The 19,203-nt window shown below is 35.6% G+C and carries 12 protein-coding genes and 2 pseudogenes; 8 read left to right on the top strand and 6 right to left on the bottom strand.

Annotated elements, in window-relative coordinates:
* Positions 1–4 precede the first annotated feature (4 nt).
* From UABHE_RS11500 to UABHE_RS11490, 3 genes are all read left to right on the top strand, one after another.
* The gene (locus tag UABHE_RS11500) at positions 5–406 is read left to right on the top strand and encodes a VOC family protein (protein ID WP_372370426.1); all 402 of its coding nucleotides are present in this window, start codon (positions 5–7) and stop codon (positions 404–406) included.
* A gap of 1 nt (position 407) precedes the next feature.
* Positions 408–1,112 carry a nitroreductase family protein gene (locus UABHE_RS11495; protein WP_372370424.1) on the top strand — a complete coding sequence of 235 codons (705 nt, stop codon included), beginning with the start codon at positions 408–410 and terminating at the stop codon, positions 1,110–1,112.
* A gap of 131 nt (positions 1,113–1,243) precedes the next feature.
* A complete protein-coding gene (locus UABHE_RS11490; protein WP_372370423.1) occupies positions 1,244–1,906 on the top strand; it encodes a metallophosphatase domain-containing protein in 663 nt (220 codons plus the stop codon).
* A gap of 68 nt (positions 1,907–1,974) precedes the next feature.
* Here the strand turns inward: UABHE_RS11490 and UABHE_RS11485 are convergent, their stop codons facing one another.
* The 4 genes from UABHE_RS11485 to UABHE_RS11470 all read right to left on the bottom strand — a co-directional run bounded on the left by UABHE_RS11485 (position 1,975) and on the right by UABHE_RS11470 (position 7,355).
* Positions 1,975–3,540, bottom strand: coding sequence for an alpha/beta fold hydrolase (locus UABHE_RS11485; RefSeq protein ID WP_372370421.1), 1,566 nt, complete (start codon positions 3,538–3,540; stop codon positions 1,975–1,977).
* 95 nt (positions 3,541–3,635) lie between these two features.
* Positions 3,636–5,033, bottom strand: a complete 1,398-nt coding sequence (locus tag UABHE_RS11480; RefSeq protein WP_372370420.1) for a protein kinase — start codon at positions 5,031–5,033, stop codon at positions 3,636–3,638.
* 591 nt (positions 5,034–5,624) lie between these two features.
* Positions 5,625–6,272, bottom strand: a complete 648-nt coding sequence (locus UABHE_RS11475) for a TetR family transcriptional regulator (protein ID WP_372370419.1) — start codon at positions 6,270–6,272, stop codon at positions 5,625–5,627.
* Between the two features lie 21 nt (positions 6,273–6,293).
* Positions 6,294–7,355, bottom strand: a complete 1,062-nt coding sequence (locus UABHE_RS11470; protein ID WP_372370418.1) for an NAD-dependent epimerase/dehydratase family protein — start codon at positions 7,353–7,355, stop codon at positions 6,294–6,296.
* A gap of 365 nt (positions 7,356–7,720) precedes the next feature.
* On the opposite strand from UABHE_RS11470, the gene UABHE_RS11465 reads away from it, so the two are divergent.
* From UABHE_RS11465 to UABHE_RS11450, 4 genes are all read left to right on the top strand, one after another.
* On the top strand, positions 7,721–8,125 hold the full coding sequence (locus tag UABHE_RS11465; protein ID WP_372370417.1) for a tetratricopeptide repeat protein: 405 nt from the start codon (positions 7,721–7,723) through the stop codon (positions 8,123–8,125).
* Positions 8,122–8,802: a tetratricopeptide repeat protein gene (locus UABHE_RS11460; RefSeq protein ID WP_372370416.1), complete on the top strand. Its 681-nt coding sequence runs from the start codon at positions 8,122–8,124 to the stop codon at positions 8,800–8,802. Before UABHE_RS11465 ends, UABHE_RS11460 begins: the two co-directional genes overlap by 4 nt.
* Positions 8,789–16,618 (top strand): RHS repeat-associated core domain-containing protein, encoded by a 7,830-nt coding sequence (locus UABHE_RS11455; protein WP_372370415.1) that lies wholly within the window; start codon positions 8,789–8,791, stop codon positions 16,616–16,618. The genes UABHE_RS11460 and UABHE_RS11455 overlap by 14 nt, the downstream gene beginning before the upstream one ends.
* 482 nt (positions 16,619–17,100) lie before the next feature.
* Positions 17,101–17,850, top strand: coding sequence for a metallophosphoesterase (locus UABHE_RS11450; RefSeq protein ID WP_372370414.1), 750 nt, complete (start codon positions 17,101–17,103; stop codon positions 17,848–17,850).
* A 324-nt stretch (positions 17,851–18,174) separates the two neighbouring features.
* On the opposite strand, the gene UABHE_RS11445 is transcribed toward UABHE_RS11450, so the two are convergent.
* Positions 18,175–18,618 carry a Tn3 family transposase gene (locus tag UABHE_RS11445; protein WP_372371604.1) on the bottom strand — a complete coding sequence of 148 codons (444 nt, stop codon included), beginning with the start codon at positions 18,616–18,618 and terminating at the stop codon, positions 18,175–18,177.
* Positions 18,531–18,909 (bottom strand): annotated as a pseudogene (locus UABHE_RS11440) (Tn3 family transposase). Before UABHE_RS11440 ends, UABHE_RS11445 begins: the two are co-directional and overlap by 88 nt.
* Before the next feature lie 47 nt (positions 18,910–18,956).
* Here UABHE_RS11440 and UABHE_RS11435 point away from each other — a divergent pair.
* Positions 18,957–19,193, top strand: a pseudogene (locus UABHE_RS11435) (IS6 family transposase); the annotation flags it as partial.
* Between the last annotated feature and the right edge of the window lie 10 nt (positions 19,194–19,203).

The raw sequence follows: 19,203 nt of genomic DNA, 5'->3' as shown, positions 1-19,203 counted from the left end.
GACAATGATCACAAAAAACACTAAAATTAGAATTGCTAGACCCACTGACAATTTAGCTCAAGTTGCTCAAATGTATGTTGATGGTTTAGGTTTTGAAATCATTGCTCAATTTGAGAATCACCAAGGTTTTGATGGGGTTATGGTTGGGCACCGCGAGCATCTGTATCATCTAGAATTCACTCATCATCGTGGTACAATTGTTGGCAAAGCACCTAGTCATGATAATTTGCTTGTTTTCTATATTGCAAATTCAAATGAATGGGAAGCGCAGTGTTCGCAAATGATAGAAGCTGGTTTTCGAGAAGTGAAATCATATAATCCTTACTGGGATACAGCTGGAAAAACATTCTCAGATATCGATGAATACCGCGTTGTTTTGCAAAATAGAGAATGGGAAGAAAATTAAAATGAGTATAGAATCTTTTCGAAAAATTGTAGAAAATCGCCGCTCTGTAAGACGCTTTACAAATGAAGAAGTGCCTAAGGATATTGTGAATGACTGTTTGCGTTTAGCGTTATTAGCTCCAAATTCAAGTAACTTACAACCATGGGAATTTTATACTGCATACTCCGAAGAAGCCAAAAAGCAAATAACCAAGGCATGTTTTAATCAAAATGCAGCAAAAACAGCAGCAGTAATTATCGTTGTTGTAGGTCGCACCAATACCTGGAAGCAAAATTCTCAGAAGCTTTTAAATGAGTGGCCGACGGAGAATATTCCGCGGCAAGTGGTTGAATACTACACAAAGACAGTAAGTTTACTTTACACGCAAGGTCCTGCAAGTATACTTGGTTTTTGTCGACGTATACTGATGAGTTTAATTGGTTTATTTCGTCCAGTCCCTCGCGGACCATTCAACAAAACAGAAATGCGTACATGGGCAGCTAAAACATGTGCACTTGCTGCTGAAAATATAATGCTTTCTTTGAAAGCTCATGGCTTTGATTCTTGTCCTATGGAAGGTTTTGACGAAAAACGCATACGCAAAATACTAAATCTACCTGCTGATGCTTTTACTGTGATGATTATCGGTGCAGGTAAAAAAGCTGATGATGGTATTTATTATCCACGTATGCGCTTTTCGGTTGAAAATCATGTTTTTGAATTATAGGTGTCAAATTTTCAAGAACATCGTTAATTATATTGATGCAAGTGATTCTTAGAGTTGTAACACCTATTACAACGAAAACATATAAAGATGATATTGTGCGTTACGATATACTATGTGAAATAGGAGAAATTATGAGAATTGTGGCTGTTGCTGATACACATACATTTGAAAAGAATTTAGGAACACTTCCTGAAGGAGATATATTTATTCATGCTGGAGATTTGCTTCGTGTAGGTACCTTGAAAGAGTTAGAAAAAACAGCTTTTTGGATAAATTCGTTACCTTACAAGTATAAAATATTTGTTGCTGGAAACCACGATAGGTGTTTTGAGGAAAATCGAGAACAAGCGTGCCAGTTTCTAAAAAATGTTATCTATTTAGAAGATAACGGAGTAACTATTGAGGGGATTAATTTTTGGGGAAGTCCATGGCAACCAGAATTTAATAATTGGGCTTTTAATTTATCGCGCGGCGCAGCTTTAGCTAAAAAATGGGATAAAATCTCTCTCAATACAAATGTCCTTATTACTCACGGTCCGCCCTTAGGAATAGGTGATGAATGTTTTGAACAGCGGGTTGGCTGCGAAGATTTGCGAAAGCGCGTTGTAGAAGTCGCTCCACAACTACATTTGTTTGGCCACATTCACCACGCAGGAGGAGTTTGGTTTCATCAAAAAACGTGTTTTGGAAATGTAACTACTTGGGAATCTGAGCGCATGCCTACTGTTTTTGATGTTGATTCCGATAGCTTGGTTGTAAAAGTTGTTTCTTTGCCAACAGAGGTTGACTACTAAAAGGTAAGTTATCAAATTTGTAAATTTTATCATACCCATGTTTTCTTTAAAACATCGCATAATTTGAATTATAAGTACAAATTTTCATGAACATAACTAGAAATAATTTTCATGATATCTTGGCTATCCGGACGATTAACTACGCGCCCATAATTAAAAATAGGTTCGTGATCATCAACTTCATTTAGATTTACATGAGAAACATTGTTGTTGTGAGTAGATAAGTGTCGCATATATTGACGAATGATATGTTTGCAAATAATTTTGTCATCGATTTCATTTTCTCCCGTTGTAATAATAAAAAAGTTGCTATCGCGAATTTCTCCTTTTTTAATTAGCTTTTCAACAAGAAGAGAAACTTTACATACTTCTTTATAGAGTTTATCTGTGACCTCTGTTGTTATATAACCTCTATTTAAATCTAACTCGTCATAATAGCGGTCAACATATTCTTCGTGTTCTTTTGTCATGTGTCCAGTGTAAAGATTATTATAATGAAGGTCTTTACTAAAATTGGCATTTTTAATAATGCGAAGCACTTCACCTATGTAAAAAGGACTATTCCGGTTTAAAGAAGGAATATAACGTTTGGAAAAATTAACCAAACCTCTCCACTTTTTTAAGATAGGTATATTGCCAAGCCATAAACCCCCTGCAGCGGCATAGCCTGGAGATATAAGTATTGTGCGCTGTGGTAAGTGATCTTTATAATCATAAATTGCTTTGGTTGTCAGCATACCACTAAGGCTTATACCCGCAATAATAACTTCAACATTGAGATAGGTATTTACTATTTCTTCGATGGCAATAGTGACTTTTCCTATTTGTTCTGTCCAACTTGCAAATGAATCAATATGGCCTTTGGGGATAGCAATTTTTTGAGGCTGTGCGTCTGAATTTGACGCACCATGTCCTAGTAAATCAACAGCAATAACATAGATTCCATTTCTAGTAACTTGTCTAATATGGCATAAGTCTCCGCACCAAGAACCAATGCCGTGCCATAGCACAATCACTTTTTCTATACGCACCCGCTGTGGTAAAAACTCCATAAACGAGTAATGCCAATCATTTTTAGCAAACGCTGATTTTATAGCTATCCCTAAATCGCTTAGCTTTTGTCCATAATAACCTTGGCTGATGTCATCACTTAGTTGCGGAGTTTGTGCTTGTAAATAATCGCTCTGTGCCCTTAGATATTCAAGATTTGCTGTTGGATCATTTTCGTATTGGATATTACCAGTGTGCATGTAGTTGTTAAAATAAAATCGCACTTCGTTTTCGCGGGTTTCCAAAGCATTTTTAACGACATCAAAAGGTTTTTTTACCTTGCCGCCCACATTTTTCGTTGTTTTCTTTACCTTGCCACCTACATTTTGGGTGGTTTTTTTTACTTTATCACTGACGTTTTGCGTCGTCTTTTTCATTTTTTCACTAACGTTTTGCGTCGTTTTTTTTACCTTACCTCCTACATGTCCACTTGTTTTTTTTACTTGGCTTTTTGTTTGTTGATACTTGGTAAACACATAGTTACCAGCTTTATTTATCTGCTTTTTCGTAGATTGTGTTATCTTTTTAGGTGCTGTTTTTTTGTCGAAAGGAGGGTTAGGGTCGTCATCGTTTTTTGCGCTCATGAATAGCCCCCAAGTAATTATTAATGGATTACAGTTACAACTTGCTAGCTCTCATAAGTTTATTGAGAGACAAACGGAATAAATTGAAGCTGTGCTTACTTTCTTAGTTTTTTGGCTTTATTGATATAAGAACGAACTTTTTCTTCGAGATGCGGAGCCAAGCGTACAACTTTTTGGAAATCGTGAATTGCGTGATTGTATTTTGCTGTATAGAAATAACAAAGTCCACGTGATTTATATGCTTCAATATAATTATTATCTAGTTCTATAGCTTTCGAAAAATGAGGAAGAGCTTTTTCGTAGTTATCAACTTTTAAGTAGCTATGACCTAAAGTATAGTATGCGACTATCATTTTATTTCTCTGTATAGATTTGTTTTTTTCAGATGACTGTATTTTTTTTGCCGCTTTTTTGGGTAAAGCTGTTTTTTGTGGACTTTTTTTTGTAATTGTATTTTGACGTTTTGTATTTTGACGTTTTTTTGAAATAGAATGACCAGAACCTAAAGAATATAAACCAATTGAAATAATAATAGCTAGTAAAATAGGAATAAATATAAAGCGTTTTGGCAAAGTTTTTTCTTTTACGTTTGCAGGAAAGTATTCTTGCTGGGGAGTTTTGTCTGTAGGAGAATACTTTTTGTCTATAGGAGAAGACTTTTCTGTAAGAGAATTTTGGAGACAGTTTAGTAGTAAATTATACATTGTTTCAGAGCAAGCGGTTCGTTTTTGTGGGTCTTTTAGCAACGACTGATCTAAAATTTTTGAAATGTATTTTATTTGTGGAGTGTTTTCACCAATAAATTCATGAAGAGGTGGTAACGTCATTCTAAGTACATTTTTAAAAATATTAGTTACGCTACTATCGTGGAAAGGTGAGTGTTCCATCCCTGCAAATAACTGATATAAAACCACTGCCAACGAAAATACATCAGAGTTGTGCGCAACTTGATCTTCTATTTGTTCAGGACTCATGTATTGCGGAGTTCCAATCACTTTACCCGGCTGAGTAAGTTGTTGCAGGCTCTGCATTTTAGCGATACCTAAATCTAGTAGTTTAGGCACGAGATTGTTTCCTTCTAACATTATGTTTGAAGGTTTAATATCGCGATGGATAATTTGTGCTTTGTTTAATGTGGAGACGGCATGACAAATTTGCGTAGCAATTTCTAATTTTTTATTGAAATCAACAGCATATAAGTTTCGCTTGAGTAGATCTTGAATTGTAACGCCTTGAATGTAGTCCATTACGATAAAATAACGCTGTTTTTCGTAGAAAAAATCAACACCTCTTACAATATTTGGATGGTTTAAACGCGTTAAAAAGTAAAATTCTCGGCGTATGCGTTCTAGAATTTTAGGATTTTGTGAAATACACTCTTTTATAGCAAAGTAACAATTATTCTCTATGTTTTTGGCAAGATAAACTCTTCCCATTGCTCCTTGACCAAGTGCCGATTCTATTTTATATTTATTATTTAATAAAATTTGCATAACAGTTCCTGTCTAAAGAAGCACATAAAGAATTCCAAAACGCCTTAAAAGAGTACACGAAAATTTGGGACATGTCCACATTGATTTTCTTTATAATTTACGACTTGTTCCAGTTGAAAAAGCTAAATTAGTATACAAATCCTTTAATATTGCAAAGTAAATGGGACAATAAATTTTCAGAACATAGCTATGGATTTAGGCCCAAGCAATCAGCAAAAGAAGCAATAAAGCATGCACAAAAGTACATAAAAGAAGGATATTGAGACTAATAAGAAGATACTTGAAGTCAGGAATACTAGTAGACTGGTAACAACACCAGATAAAGGAGCGGCAGCCCTGAATAATAACTATCTCTGTGGACTGGGCTTCGATTGGAATCATATCTAAATATTTTAATATGCTGACCTTGGTACAGATCTGTGTGTCAGGTGGTGTGGGAGAGAAAGCCCGTGAGGGCCTATCTATCCCGATGTGTAATAGGCGATTCCTTAAGTCAACGGTAGCCGGATGAAGCTTCTGTTGAGACAAATTTTTATTTATAAAATTTCTAGGAAGCGAACAATTTACAATAGATTTTCACAGTAAAGCTTATTAAACGCTATCTTTTATCAAACCTTGCAATACATATACCAACGATTGTTTAAAATATTGCTCATAGTCCATCTTTAAGTACGCAAATTCTTTTACCTCAAATACTTTTTGTTGCTCAGGTGATAAATCGGTCATTGTGTAAAGACCAATAGAAAGAGCTAATTGTATTTGAATAAATTTGGTAGCATTTTCTATTGATAGTTTTGGAAATATTTTTTGCAAAAGTGTGCATAAAGTTTCAAACTCTGCGACCACCATTTTTTTGAAATTTACCAGAGTTTCAAAAGACGATTTCTTTTCTAAGTGCGCGTAAAGTATAGAAATTAGACTTTGCATTCGCAAATGACGTTGCTGGACTTCCAGCCAAAATTCAGCGAATTCAGTAATCGTAAAAGATTTACTTTCCGTGCTTCTTACAATATCTTGACGCCACACCACAATATCGCTTTTCAGAAACTCGAAAAATATTTCTTCTTTTGAATTAAAATACTTATACAAATTAGAACGGGTAAACGCTGCTTCTTTAGCAATAAGAGCAAAAGTGATTTCTTCGAAATTATATTTTTGATACAGTCTCGCTGTAGCATCAATAATCTCATCGATGCGTTGTTGTTTTTGTTTTTCAGTTCTTGCTCGTTCCCACGTCATATTTTTTTCCAGAGGTTAAGGTTATTTTTTTGTAAAATAATCGTTATCTATCATTTGCTGAAAAAAATCAACTAAAGATTCTTTTAGCGGCCGATATGTCATCCCCAATTCATCAACACTCTTACCATGATCGGCCTCCCAAGGATGATTTACGTTATAACTAACAGCTTTTCTTGTGAGCGCTGGATTGACAATTGGTCCTACTAACCAAACCAAGGGTTTTGGTAAAGTAGCTTTTGGAAAAGGATATTTTTTTCCAAAATGATCTCGTAATATCGCCGAGATTCCTGGGAAGCTTGACGATTGTGCAGATATAATATACCTTCCTTGTGCTTCAGGTACAAAAGCACATTTTAGATGCGCTTCAGCTAAATCACGCACATCAATAACGCCCAAAGACCAATTTGGTGCGCCACTTTTAAAAGTACCATCGCCCATTTGTTTAATCAAAGAAAAACTTTCAGAAGTTCCAAATGGATTTACTCCCGGTCCAACTACAAAAGAAGGATTTACAACCACAAGGTCCCACCGTTGTTGCTTTTTGCAAAGATCCCAAGCTTCTTTTTCTGCTAATGTTTTTGAGTAAGAGTACGGTTGATGTTTAAGTGAAGAACTGGTATTCCACATTTCCTCTGTAAATTTTTTATTTGGAGTACTGTGAATATCGCGATTATCACCATAAATAGCTGCACAACTACTTGTTAAAACAACGCGTTTAACAGAATCGGTTTTATCGACATCTTCAAGTACATTTCGCGTTCCCAACTTTGCGGGTTCGACGAGCTCTTTTTGCGGATCTTTTACGTCCATGGAGAATGGAGACGCTGTATGGAAAACCGCTTGGCATCCTTGCATTGCCTCTGCATATGAACCAGAAGAAAGTAAATCTGCTTTAAAATACTTTATGCTTCCAGAGCTATTTTCAGCAAGAGCATCTAAGTATTTAGTTTTCTCTTTGTTCTCTGGCTGCCTTACCGCAGCATGTACAGTTAACCCTTCTTCCAATAACCTCTTAACCACCCATCCGGCAACATATCCAGTAGCACCTGTTACTAATACAGGTTGACTTTTATCAATATTCATTTTAGTTCCCTTTAAATTTTGTTGTAAGAAAATATTTTAAGTGACTCACTAGGAGTAATTACCGTTAAAAGCTCTGTACTGAGCGTGTCGCTTAAGTATAAAAGATACGGCGTCTTCTATTTTATGAGACGTCGTGTCTCTTGTCAAATGTTTTTTGTAAAATAATGGAAGGTATAGCTGATAGTATCAGAATAACAAAACCGTAAACTTGCAAAACCTATTTTGTCGAAACTTATGCTAAAATATAGTGGGATAAATTTTGCAAAATATTATTTATTGCCGTTTTTCTATTTTGGAGAGTATCTATGTATAGATACTATATTCTACAGAATATTTTTATTTACTAATTTAACAACAGGAGTGGTATGAAAAGCGATAACAAAATTTTATGGAGATTACTTCTTGGAGCTCTGCTGTTAATTTATGTTGTTTTAACGACTTTAATTTTTATTTATAAAGAAAAAATCAAAGTTGTTGATCAACAATTAATGGCAGAAAATAAAACAAAATATCCAAAAGGTACAAACAAGTCCAAAACCAAATACAACAAACAAGAACATGAAAACGAAGTAAAAAAACTTGAAACAAAGTTACAAAAAACTCCAGAAGATGCAGATGCGCATTTCACACTGGCACAGTCATATATGCAAAACAAAAGCACACAACAAAAAGCATTGCGTCATCTACAAAAAACAATAGAACTCAACAATAAACACCCGCAAAAAAAGATAATCGAATTGTGGATAAAAAAGTTAAGGAATAGCCAGTGATTACAAAATACACTTGTGCAGTCTTAGCAATTTTAATTGTAGCAGAGTCTTTCTATTTATGGGGATTGCACTTTGAGTTTGAACAGAAAAAAAATAAGGTATCGAGTGATATTTCAGTAAAAAGACACAGTAAAGAAGTTTCGAATTTACAAACAGAAACCAAAACAAAAGGCACAGTAAGCATAAACTCTGGATATGCGACTTTAAAACAATATAAAGCAAGCAAAGATTACAAAAATGCAATACTACATTTACAGAGAATGCTAAAAAAAGATCCAAATCGCAGCGATAAAAAATATATCGAAATGCAAATTAGATTTCTGAAAATAAAAAATAAAAATCCAGAAGCGATAAAGCAGCGAAAGTCCAAATATCAAATAGATATTAATCATAAAATCAAAAATCAAAATGATAAAATTGAAGTTGCAAAACATCATGCTTTGAAAGGGAAAGCATACTACAATAAAAAGTCATATGACATGGCCAGAATAGAATATGAAACTGCTATAAAATTACAGCCCAAAAATGCAGAATATTACTTTGAGTGTGGAAAAACCCAAATGAAAATATGGCCTCCTAAAGCAAAATTATACTTTGAACAAGCAATTAAGTTGGATGCGATTTTTAAAAATAAAGTTGATGATTTAAAGAAAGAGAGCAAAAGTGAACAAAAATAAGTATTTGTATTTGGTTTTATACTTAATTACAAGCATAAATTTATACGCTGTTGACTTATTACTTGATGTTCTAACTCAAGATCATCAGCATGTTGTATCTCCAATAGGTTTAAATGGCATATGTTCTGTGGAGTGGGAACTCCTTTTAACGAATGAGCAGCCTGATGAGTCTTATACAGTTGAATTTGCCATTTTATCTGCTTCTATGTCCAATGGTCAATTATCTGCTTTTACTGGAAATGAAGTGGGAGGTTCCTTTTTACAGTCAAGAGCGAGCTTTGATTATGTTTTATCGGAGTCTTTTGCTCAAGATTTGCCTTTATCGGGACAGAGTGTTGTTGTTAATTTGTTAGTTCAAGGAGAAGTTGAAATAAGAAGGAGAACAACCAATCCTGACGGTTCTATAACAACGACTGTAACAAATGAAACTCTTTTTGCTAGTAATACGATGAATCTTAAATTTTTTCCTGGAAAATTACAAGTACAAGAATCAGGAGAAAATTGGGGGGAAATTTTTCGATTTTCAACTCCGAACCCCTCAGATCCCGGAGTAACAATTTCTAGAAATGACTTACAATTTACTTATGATATAGAAACAAATCTTAATACACTAAGCGTAAATTCTTTTTCAGGAGGTTTAGGAAGTTCACTTTCTTTTGAACCTTTGGGTACAAATCTCACTTTTAATGGTTCTCCTCTTACTCAAAGAAGTCCATTGGCAACAATTCCTTTTCTTGGTTACAGCAGTTTTCAAATAGAGGGACGATTTTCTTATGTTTCAGATCTCCCTTTGATTTTTGTGAATCCCAATAATTTTGAACATCTTAGTGTTCAAAAACGATTTTGTGGTGTTTATAATCGTCGGAATTTAACGGGTGAATGGAAATTTGAATTCTTGGATGTTAACGATGAAATAGTCTTGGAAGAAACGATTAATATTAGCGATGATACTCCAGAAAATGCGGATTTTATAACAACCAAAGACCAAATATTCAATCTTAGCGGTTCAGCAAGCACTTCGCTTACCGCAGTAACTTCTTTTACATTTGATAGTAGCAGTCAAATTCGCGGTCCTCTTGATATAACAATTGATTTTGTTAATAATGATTGGCAGGGTATTAGTTCAGCGATTGCGCGCGTAGAAGATGGAAAAATTGTATTACAAGGTTTGATAGAAGGAGTTGGGGATGTTCCGCGTTTTTTTAGAGCAGAATTTAATCCTAATTCTGAAGGAGATGATCGCGATATTCAAAGAGAAAATGATGGTGATCCTGTCACAAAAGAGATACCTTTTAACAATCCGACAATTAGTGAAATAAAAATTGACGGTAGCATACTACCTACAAGTGGTAATCCGAGTAACAACATATGTGATATTTGTCCTTGCAGTGGCGAAGATGGTGGAAAAGTTCAAACAGCATTAGTAGGAGAAGATCAAGGAGATCCTGTAAATCTAAATAACTTGGAATTCACCTTAACAGCTGTAGATTTAGAAATAGCAGGACGCGGAATTTCATATAAATTTGAAAGAACTTATAGATCGAGAATAAATTTTGACAGTTCTTTAGGTAAAAATTGGGACCACAATTATAATATGCGTGTCGTTTTGCATCCAGAGAATCCTGGCAGTGTTATTTTATATAGAGGTAGTCGCGGAGATGAATATCCAGTAATTGCCGCAGGTTCCATTATTTCCCCAGCAACTCATTTTAATCTTATGATTGAAAATGAAGAAGGATTTTTGTTACTTAGAGAAGCAAATGGAACCGTATGTAAGTTTTTTCCTCTTGATAGTTCGTCTAACGAAGCTGGACATTTAGCTGAAATTAAAAATAAATGTGGAAACGCACTTACTTTTACTTACAGCTCAGAAGGGCTTTTAGATACAGTGTTCGATTCGTTATCTCGTCCAATTACATACGAATATGAAAACAATCGTATTGTAAAAATACGCGACTTTATCAATCGCGAAATTGTTTTTGAGTATAATAATTTGGGACAATTGATTTCAACAAGATCGCCAATTGTAACTACAACACCAAATGGTAATGATTTTCCAAATGGCAAATTAACAGAGTATGTATACTCTTCAGGTTTTGAAGATGATACTTTAAATCATAATCTTGTGGAGATTATTTCTCCGAATGAAGTAAATTCCAATATTGCAAAAATCAAAAACTTCTATGATGCCGAGGATCGTATATTCAGGCAAGAATGGGGCGGAACAAATGCAAGTGGAGTTGTTGCAGGTGGAACAATTTTTTATTCAAGAGAAATTGTGAATGAAGGTGTTGATCTTTCTAATTTGGATTTACCTCGCGAAGTTGTAACGACAATTGATCGTCGCGGAAATGAAGTCTTACTCTCATATAACATCGCTAAAAATTTAATCAAAAAACAAGTAAAAACGCGTGGAATACGACAAGGTGATCCACAAGAATTTGTCACCACTTACAAATACAACGATTCTGGATTACAAATAGAAGAAATAAGACCCGAAGGTGGACGAATAGTTACCGAATATGACGAAAATGCCGCAAATATTTTTCAGCGTGGTAATGTTATATCTGTGACTCATTTTCCAGATGCACGAGGTGGTGATCAACAGTTTTTGAAAGTCGCAATGGAGTATGAACCGATTTTCAATCAAGTCATTAGCCAAACAGAACAAAGGTCACTAACTTCAGGCTTTATACCGGCAAATGGAGGAGCGGTAACCCCAGACAGATATAAAACAACCTTAATTCCTGATTATTTTGAAGGTGACTTGGACACACCAGGATGTGGATGCGGTTTTACCTTGCGTGAAATCACCGAAACATTTGCTATTGATATCTCATCAATTGAAGACAAGCTAGGTTTAGGGGATATTAACGAAGACAATTTATTTAATATTTGTGGCAATATCATTGTAACAAAATCTCCGAATGTGAAATTGTTAGACAATAGCTTACAAGCCTCTGTAGAAGGAAGCGCAACACAAGTTATCGAAACGCGTATCTCATACGGAAAATTTGGACAAATTTTAAAAACAGAAACAGCAGAAGGAGAAATAACAGAATATTTTTACTATCCAGCAAATGATCCTGATGGTGATGGTGCTGATATTCTTGATGGACTAAATCATTTAGATGAACAATTTGATCCACAAGGTGGTTACCTGAGAGAAGTGATTGTCGATAGCGCTCATTCTTCGAGGTATCGCGGCAATGTAGCCCCTACAAAACTATCTACAAAATTCGGTTATGATCGCGTAGGTAATAAAACTTTTGTGATTGACCCACGAGGTATAAAATCGCAATTTATATATAATGAGCTAAATCAATTAGTTGAAGCTGTTGCAGCAACGGATATTAGCGAAGCAGTAGAGCCGAACTTAGTGGCGTTTGCTTATAAAAGTAGATTGTTTTATGACGAAAACAACAATGTTGTTAGAACAGAAGTTGAGTACCGTGATGGTAACAATCCTGATTTACCAGATTTCATAGAAACAACAACAACTTATGATATTCTCGATAATCCAATAAGTACAACACAAAGGGTTGATAATACCAAAATACTTACTACAGAGATGGTTTATGATGAAAATGACAATCTTGTAGAAATAAGAAGTCCGTTAGCTGCTTCTGGAATAGACCCAAATAATATAAAACGAACAGAATATGATGAGCGCGATCTTATTCATCGAGTAATTCAATCGCCTGGAACTACTGAAGAGAGCATCGTAACTTCCAATTATGATTTGAACGGAAATATTGTTGAAGTAATTGATGCAGAAGATACCGACGGTGATGGAGAAAATGAGAAAACAATCATTATTTATGATGGGTTCGACCGAAGTGTCCGTAGCGTTGATTCTGTTGGAAATGTTACCGACCAGAAGTATGATCCTGCATCAAATGTAATTGAAACATCAACTTTTGGTCTTGTTGGCGGTGCAAGCCGTACGGGAAATGACACCACAGGTAATGTTCTCTTAAGTCGTTCTCATATTTTTCACGATGAGCTATCTCGCGTTTTCAAGACAGAAAGCGAATTATTCATCTCTGAAGGAATTAATCTACAAAGAGCAGCAGTTCTCAACGAAGATGACGCAAACCCAGGAGATGGGCGCATAACAAGTTTTATCGATTATGATCGCAACTCGCGAACAACTTTTGCGACTTCAGCAAGTCCAAATAACGCGCAAGAGATAAGTAAGATAGAATACGATGGCGCAAGCCGTGCCATTCGCGCGGAAGACTCTGAAAATAATATTGTTCAGACCGAGTACGATAAGAGTAACAATCCAATTAGAATAACCACAACTGAAGTCAACTCTGCAGGTCGCATTATACCTGAAAGTTTTACAACCATTAGCGTTTTTGATTCTCTAAACCGTAAAATTCGGGTAACAGATAATATCGGGCAAACCAGTTATTTGTTTTATGATAGCCGAAATATGCTCATAAAAGTAGCGGATTCTCAAGGGCCAGAAATTGCTGATCCATTAGGATTGTTTTCTGGAAATATTAATGACTTAGGCAATATCAACGAGTTTATTCAGGATGGTATTGGACGTACAATACAAACAATAAAAGAACTTGCTGTTGATGGTCAAGGTGGAAATCCTCTTGATGTAAGTAACCCAAGTAATATTGACGGTAAGATAACGGAAACAAATATTTGGGATGATAATTCTCGTTTGATTTCTGTTCAGGACGATAATCTCAACACGACAAGTTACGAATATGATAGCCTCAATCGTCAAATAAAAACAATATTTGCTGATGGAAAATTTACAACAAACACCTACAGTAAAGACCACAATGTTACTAGCCACACTGATAATAATGGTAATGTCTGTTCTTACATTTACGATGGTATAAATCGCGTTTTAGAAAAAAACATAGCGCGTTCTGTAGTTAGTAATATTGGGGGCACAACGCAACAAACATTTGAGTATGATGGCTTATCGAGACTTATAGTCGCAATCGACAATAATAATCCAAGTGATACAAATGATGACAGCACCGTAACACGCAACTACGATTCCCTGAGCCGCATGTTAGAAGAAACGCAAAACGGCAAAGTGATATCGATGAACTGGCGCGAAGAAGGTGATCTCGCCGAATGTATCTATCCAAATAATCGTAAAATCAGCTACAATTATGATAAAATTGACCGTCTTATTTCAATTAACGAAGAAGATTCAACGACAATTGCCTCGTTTGATTACATTGGTAGTCGCGTTTTAGAACGCGTATACAAGAACAATACAAGACTCACGACGCTCAACGACACTGGTGACGCGAATATCGGTTACGACAATCTACCACGATTAGCACAAATGCGCCACTTAAGAAACGGTAGCAATGAGCTTATCACTGGTTATGCTTATGGTTACAACCGTGTCAACTTCAAAGAGCATAAAGTAAACTTGAAAAACCCACAGTTTAGTGAGTTATACGAGCTCGATTCGCTTTATCGTGTAGTAGATTTCAAACGTGGAACTCTTGCTGCTGGAAATGACGCGATAAATGGAACAGCAACCCAAACCCAAGACTGGCAATTAGATGGTGTTGGCAACTGGGCGAATACAGCTGTTGACGGAACACAACAAACGCAATCTGTCAACAATATGAATGAATATAATTCGTTCAATGGAGTTACCTTTGTTCATGATGATAATGGAAATCTAGCAGACGATGGTGAAAGGCTCTTTGCTTATGACGCATTAAACAGAATAATCGAAATAAGAAGTAAAGAAGACAACAGTGTAATCGCTACATACAAATACGATTACTCAAATCGTCGCATTGAAAAGAACTTCCAAACGAAAACTGCGGGAGAGTGTAACGAGGATCAAGGTGAACTAACGCCTGACGCAAATACACTTCTTTTGTACCACTACAACAATGAAACAGGACCAATCGTCGATAGTTCTGGTAATGGTTTAGATATAACTAAAACTAGAAACACCAGTCGTGATGATGGATTATTTAACACCAGATCTTTGCGTTTTAATGGCAAACGCTTGACTGTGCCATCATCGAGTCCAATAGACAATATCCAAGATCAATTGACTGTAGAAACATTCGTTTTTCTCGATCCAACAACTCCAGAACAAGAGGATGAATTGGGTGGAGCATTAGTAAAACGTAGACAGAGTTACCGTTTAAAGATAAACAGAAATTCGCGTAAACCAGTATTTGTTATAGACACTGTAAATCTAGATGGGACTACAACAAGAACAAGAGTTCGTGGAGATATTGAAATTCCGCTACGCACTTGGGTACATCTCGCTGGTATTTATGATGGACAAACCGTAAAATTATTTGTAAACGGTGTTGAACAACAAAAAGTGAAAAACGTTACTGGAAATATTGCTATTGACCCAACTATTAAAACGCGTTTGGCAAATGGCAAGTTTTTTGGATTGCTAGAGGAAACACGCATTTCAAATGTTGCCCGTATTGGTTGTGATCCTGGCGAAATTGTTACTCGAGATATTCGACGTAATTTCTTTTATAGCGATTGGCGAGTAATCGAACAAAGACAGCAAACCGGAGAAGTTGGGCAGCAACTTGGAGATGAAATTGTTTCGCGCCAGTTTGTTGATGGCAACGGAATAGATGAACACCTCCAATTGCGGGTTTTTAACGGTGAGAATGCAAGTGAATTCGAAGAACTCTATTTTCATGAAAACGCGCGCGGGGACGTTGTTGCTTTGACGAACGATGTTGGTGATATTGCACTGGCGTTGGAATACAGTAGCTATGGCGTACCGTATGTTGTCGATGATGCTGGAGAGCTGGAGGAATTTGCGGATTTTGAGAGTGTAGTCTATGGTTTTCAAGGGCGAAGAATAGACGAAGAGACTTCGCTTATGTACTTTCGTAATAGGTTTTATAATCCTGAAGCAGGGCGTTGGTTGCAACGAGATCCGCTGGGTTATGTTGACAGTTACGGGCTTTATGAGGCTTTTGGTGGAAATCCATTTAATTATAGTGATCCTTACGGTTTAGATCATAGTATACTTCAAACAACACAAGCTTTTAGGAACAAAGAAAGACGCGAAGCTCAGGCTAAGATAGATGCTCGTAACCAGTTAACTCGACGAGCAGAAATGATAAAACAAATTCTTAAAGAGCTAAAATTTGCAAACCTTCCAAAGACAATAGATACTAATTGTGAATTGAGATATACACTCACAGGAATGCCTATAGGTACTCCTGGAAATAGGCTGTTCTCCTTAGGAGCAAAAGGAGTTCAAACAACAGGACAATTTGCATTTGAAATTAGTCCATTTGCCGATGTTCGGGATGTTGGATCTGGCGCGCAATCTATATTCAATAATCCAATGAACCTAATAGCTTATGCTGGATTTGGTTGGGCATTATTTAGTTTAGCTAGCCCTTTAGATAATTTTAGTGATGCAGGAAAAGCATATAAATCTCTTGCGGATACAGATGTCGTTGGACTTGGTAAATTAACACATCAAGAGGCTATTGATATACAAAAAATAGCAGACCATTTTAATACTAGAATAGAAGTTGGAGGAAGTCGAGCTACAGGAAAAGGACGTAACACTCATAATCCTGAATTACCATCAGGTAAAGGTCCTGGTACTCGAAGTGATATTGATTTTATATACGATAAGGACCATCCACAAGCAGATGCTTTATTTGACATGCTACATGAGGTTGGCGGCGTTGGAGGAGAGCATATGGAAAGTTGGAGTATTTTCAACCATGATTATTCTGACTATCATACGCAAGTTTTTAGCTTTGTAAAGGGTAAGATGCCAGTAATTCGTCAGCTTAATCCGAAATAAGTGATTTGAAAAAAAATAAAGTGCGATATTGGCGGTTAGAATCGCACTTTATTGCACTTGGTATATTGTTGTGATATTCTGAATGTTCGCCATTTCCAGAAGTTGCAACTTAAGTTCTACATAAGTAAAAAGATAATAAAAATAGAGAATAGCTTTAAATATAAGATCGTACAACGGTAGTTGCCAATAAAACGTGCGACCTTAATTTTTGAAATTAAGCTAAGAATTGATCGGAGCTTCATCTGCAAGCTCAAGAGATGGAAACTTTTGGTAAGAAAAGTCTTTTTCAATAAGGCCTTCAGAGTAAATTTGTTAGCTTAATTTAGAAAAAAAGGTGTCCTACTTTTATAGACACATAGGGAAAGTGTAATATCTACTTATAAAAAACACAGCAAGATGCAATTATGAATAAGTTTTTAGTAAAAGTTAGATCGGTCGCTCCATGTCAGATATTATGTTTATACAAACAAGGATAAGCAAATATGAAACATTTTCGATATGCAGTTCTTAGTGATGTTAGTGCTAACCTAGAAGCTTTGAATGCTGTTATAGAAGATATAAAGAAACAAGATGTGCAAAAAATCTTTTGCTTAGGTAATTTATTAGGTTATGGACCTGATCCGCTACCGTGTGTAAAAATATTAAAGAGAATTTCAAACGTTTGTCTTCATGGACACATTGAATATTCTATTTTTGAAAAAAAGTATGCTAATGGAAAATTTAATGCACATGGCAAAGAAATGATTGACTGGACTCGATCGCAATTACAAGCAAATCCAGACTGTTGGAATTGGCTATTAAGTTTAGAGAATATTTACAGAGAAGACCGTTTTACTGCTGCACATACGGATCCAAGAGGGGAAGAATATAAACCTATTATATTGAAAAACATTTTACATCGAGATGAGCTGCCAGGATTTTTCTCATATTTTGAGAAAACCTTATTCATTGGAGGTAATGGTTGTTCATGGTTTTTTACAGAAGAGAATGTTGGAAAATTAGCATTAAAAATAAACAATAAATATAATCTAAATAATTTAAAAACCGTCATAAGTGTTGGCTCAGTTGGACGTCCTCAAGATGGCGATGCTAGAGCTTGTTATACTATATTTTCAAATGATTTAATTATTTGGCGAAGAGTAAATTATGAAGTAGAAAAAACCGTCGCCAAAATTAAAGAATGCAGTGCTTTATCTAATATTTTAGGTTTACGCTTATTGGAGGGACGTTAAGCTGTGAATTCTAGTGTCAGACTCAGCGTCGGGCAACTATAAGAATTTATTTTGTAATCACTTATAAGGAATACCGCATTAGGTTTAGTGCGGCTATTTCTAAAAAAAATATGTATTAGTATTAAATTTTTGAACTAACAAAAAGCGTGCAAATCAAATTGCGCGCTTTTTTATTTGTAATATTAGTTTCGCAGAAGATTTTACTAATAAAGTGTTTTGGGAATTGTAAAAGTTTTTGTATCAGGACCAGCGGGAGCATTTGAACAGAAACCTACGCTTTTGAAGTAAATTTTGTTCCGAGACAGTAGGTTTCTGTTTGTGTAACTAAAATTCATCAATAAAGTAAGTGCCATTCGGAATTACATGCTTAAAAGGCAATAAAGAAATATGCGAAAGAGTTTCATCTGAAATGTTCTCACTTTTTTTTCTAATTTTTTGAACAATGTCATGAATTTTGATTGTATTCCAATAGAGAATAACATTTGAAACAAGACTTAAACAGCTTGCTTTATTTATAATGGCCTCGTAATCACCAGTAGTAAACTCACCTTGATCAGCAAAAAATATTCTTCGCGGCAATTTATGGCGATATTCTCCTTTGTTAAGTTGCAACTGCACAGTTTTTCTCAAATTTGAATCAGACAAATAACGTAGTATATATCGAGTTTTTATAATGCGCCCTAAGTTCGTAAAAGCTTTGGATAACCTGTCTGATGGAGAACCACAGTAAGTCTCTGTACTACAACATGCGCAGGTGCCGTTTTCAATTTCAGAGACACTGCAACTTGTATCATTGGTTCCCATTGCTCTTCGATAATGGAAAGATTAGCTAATTTGTTGAGCAATGAATTGAAAACACCATAATCGAAATTCTTGTTTGTGCGATAAAGCTGTTGGTCTTTGAGATCTAATGCGAGGCATAAAAAAGTAACCAAGAAGATAACATAGAGCGAAAATTATTTCAGTGTAGCCGTGAGTATCTGTTGTGTGGGAATCTATTTTCAGATTGGTTTTATTTTCTAGGAGGGTGCTGTTGCAAAAAATAAATTCTCCATTCATTTTAAGTTTTTTTGTATAATTCACAATAAAAAATAAATGGAGCAATAATGAGCGACTTTAAATGGCGTCACTTTCAAGGTGAAATAATATTATGGGCAGTGCGATGGTACTGTAAATACGGTATTAGCTACTGCGAACTGGAAGAGATGCTTGAAGAACGAGGAATCAAAGTCGATCATACAACGATATACAGATGGGTTCAAAATTATGCTCCTGAAATCCATAAACGCTTGAAATGGCACACGAAAAACCCCCTCAATGATAGCTGGCGCATCGACGAAAGTGCGCCGTTGC

The sequence above is a fragment of the Candidatus Uabimicrobium helgolandensis genome, from assembly GCF_041508025.1.
Lineage (GTDB): Bacteria > Planctomycetota > Uabimicrobiia > Uabimicrobiales > Uabimicrobiaceae > Uabimicrobium > Uabimicrobium helgolandensis.
Note: the sequence above shows the minus strand (reverse complement) of the source record. Positions and strands in the feature narration are given on the sequence as shown.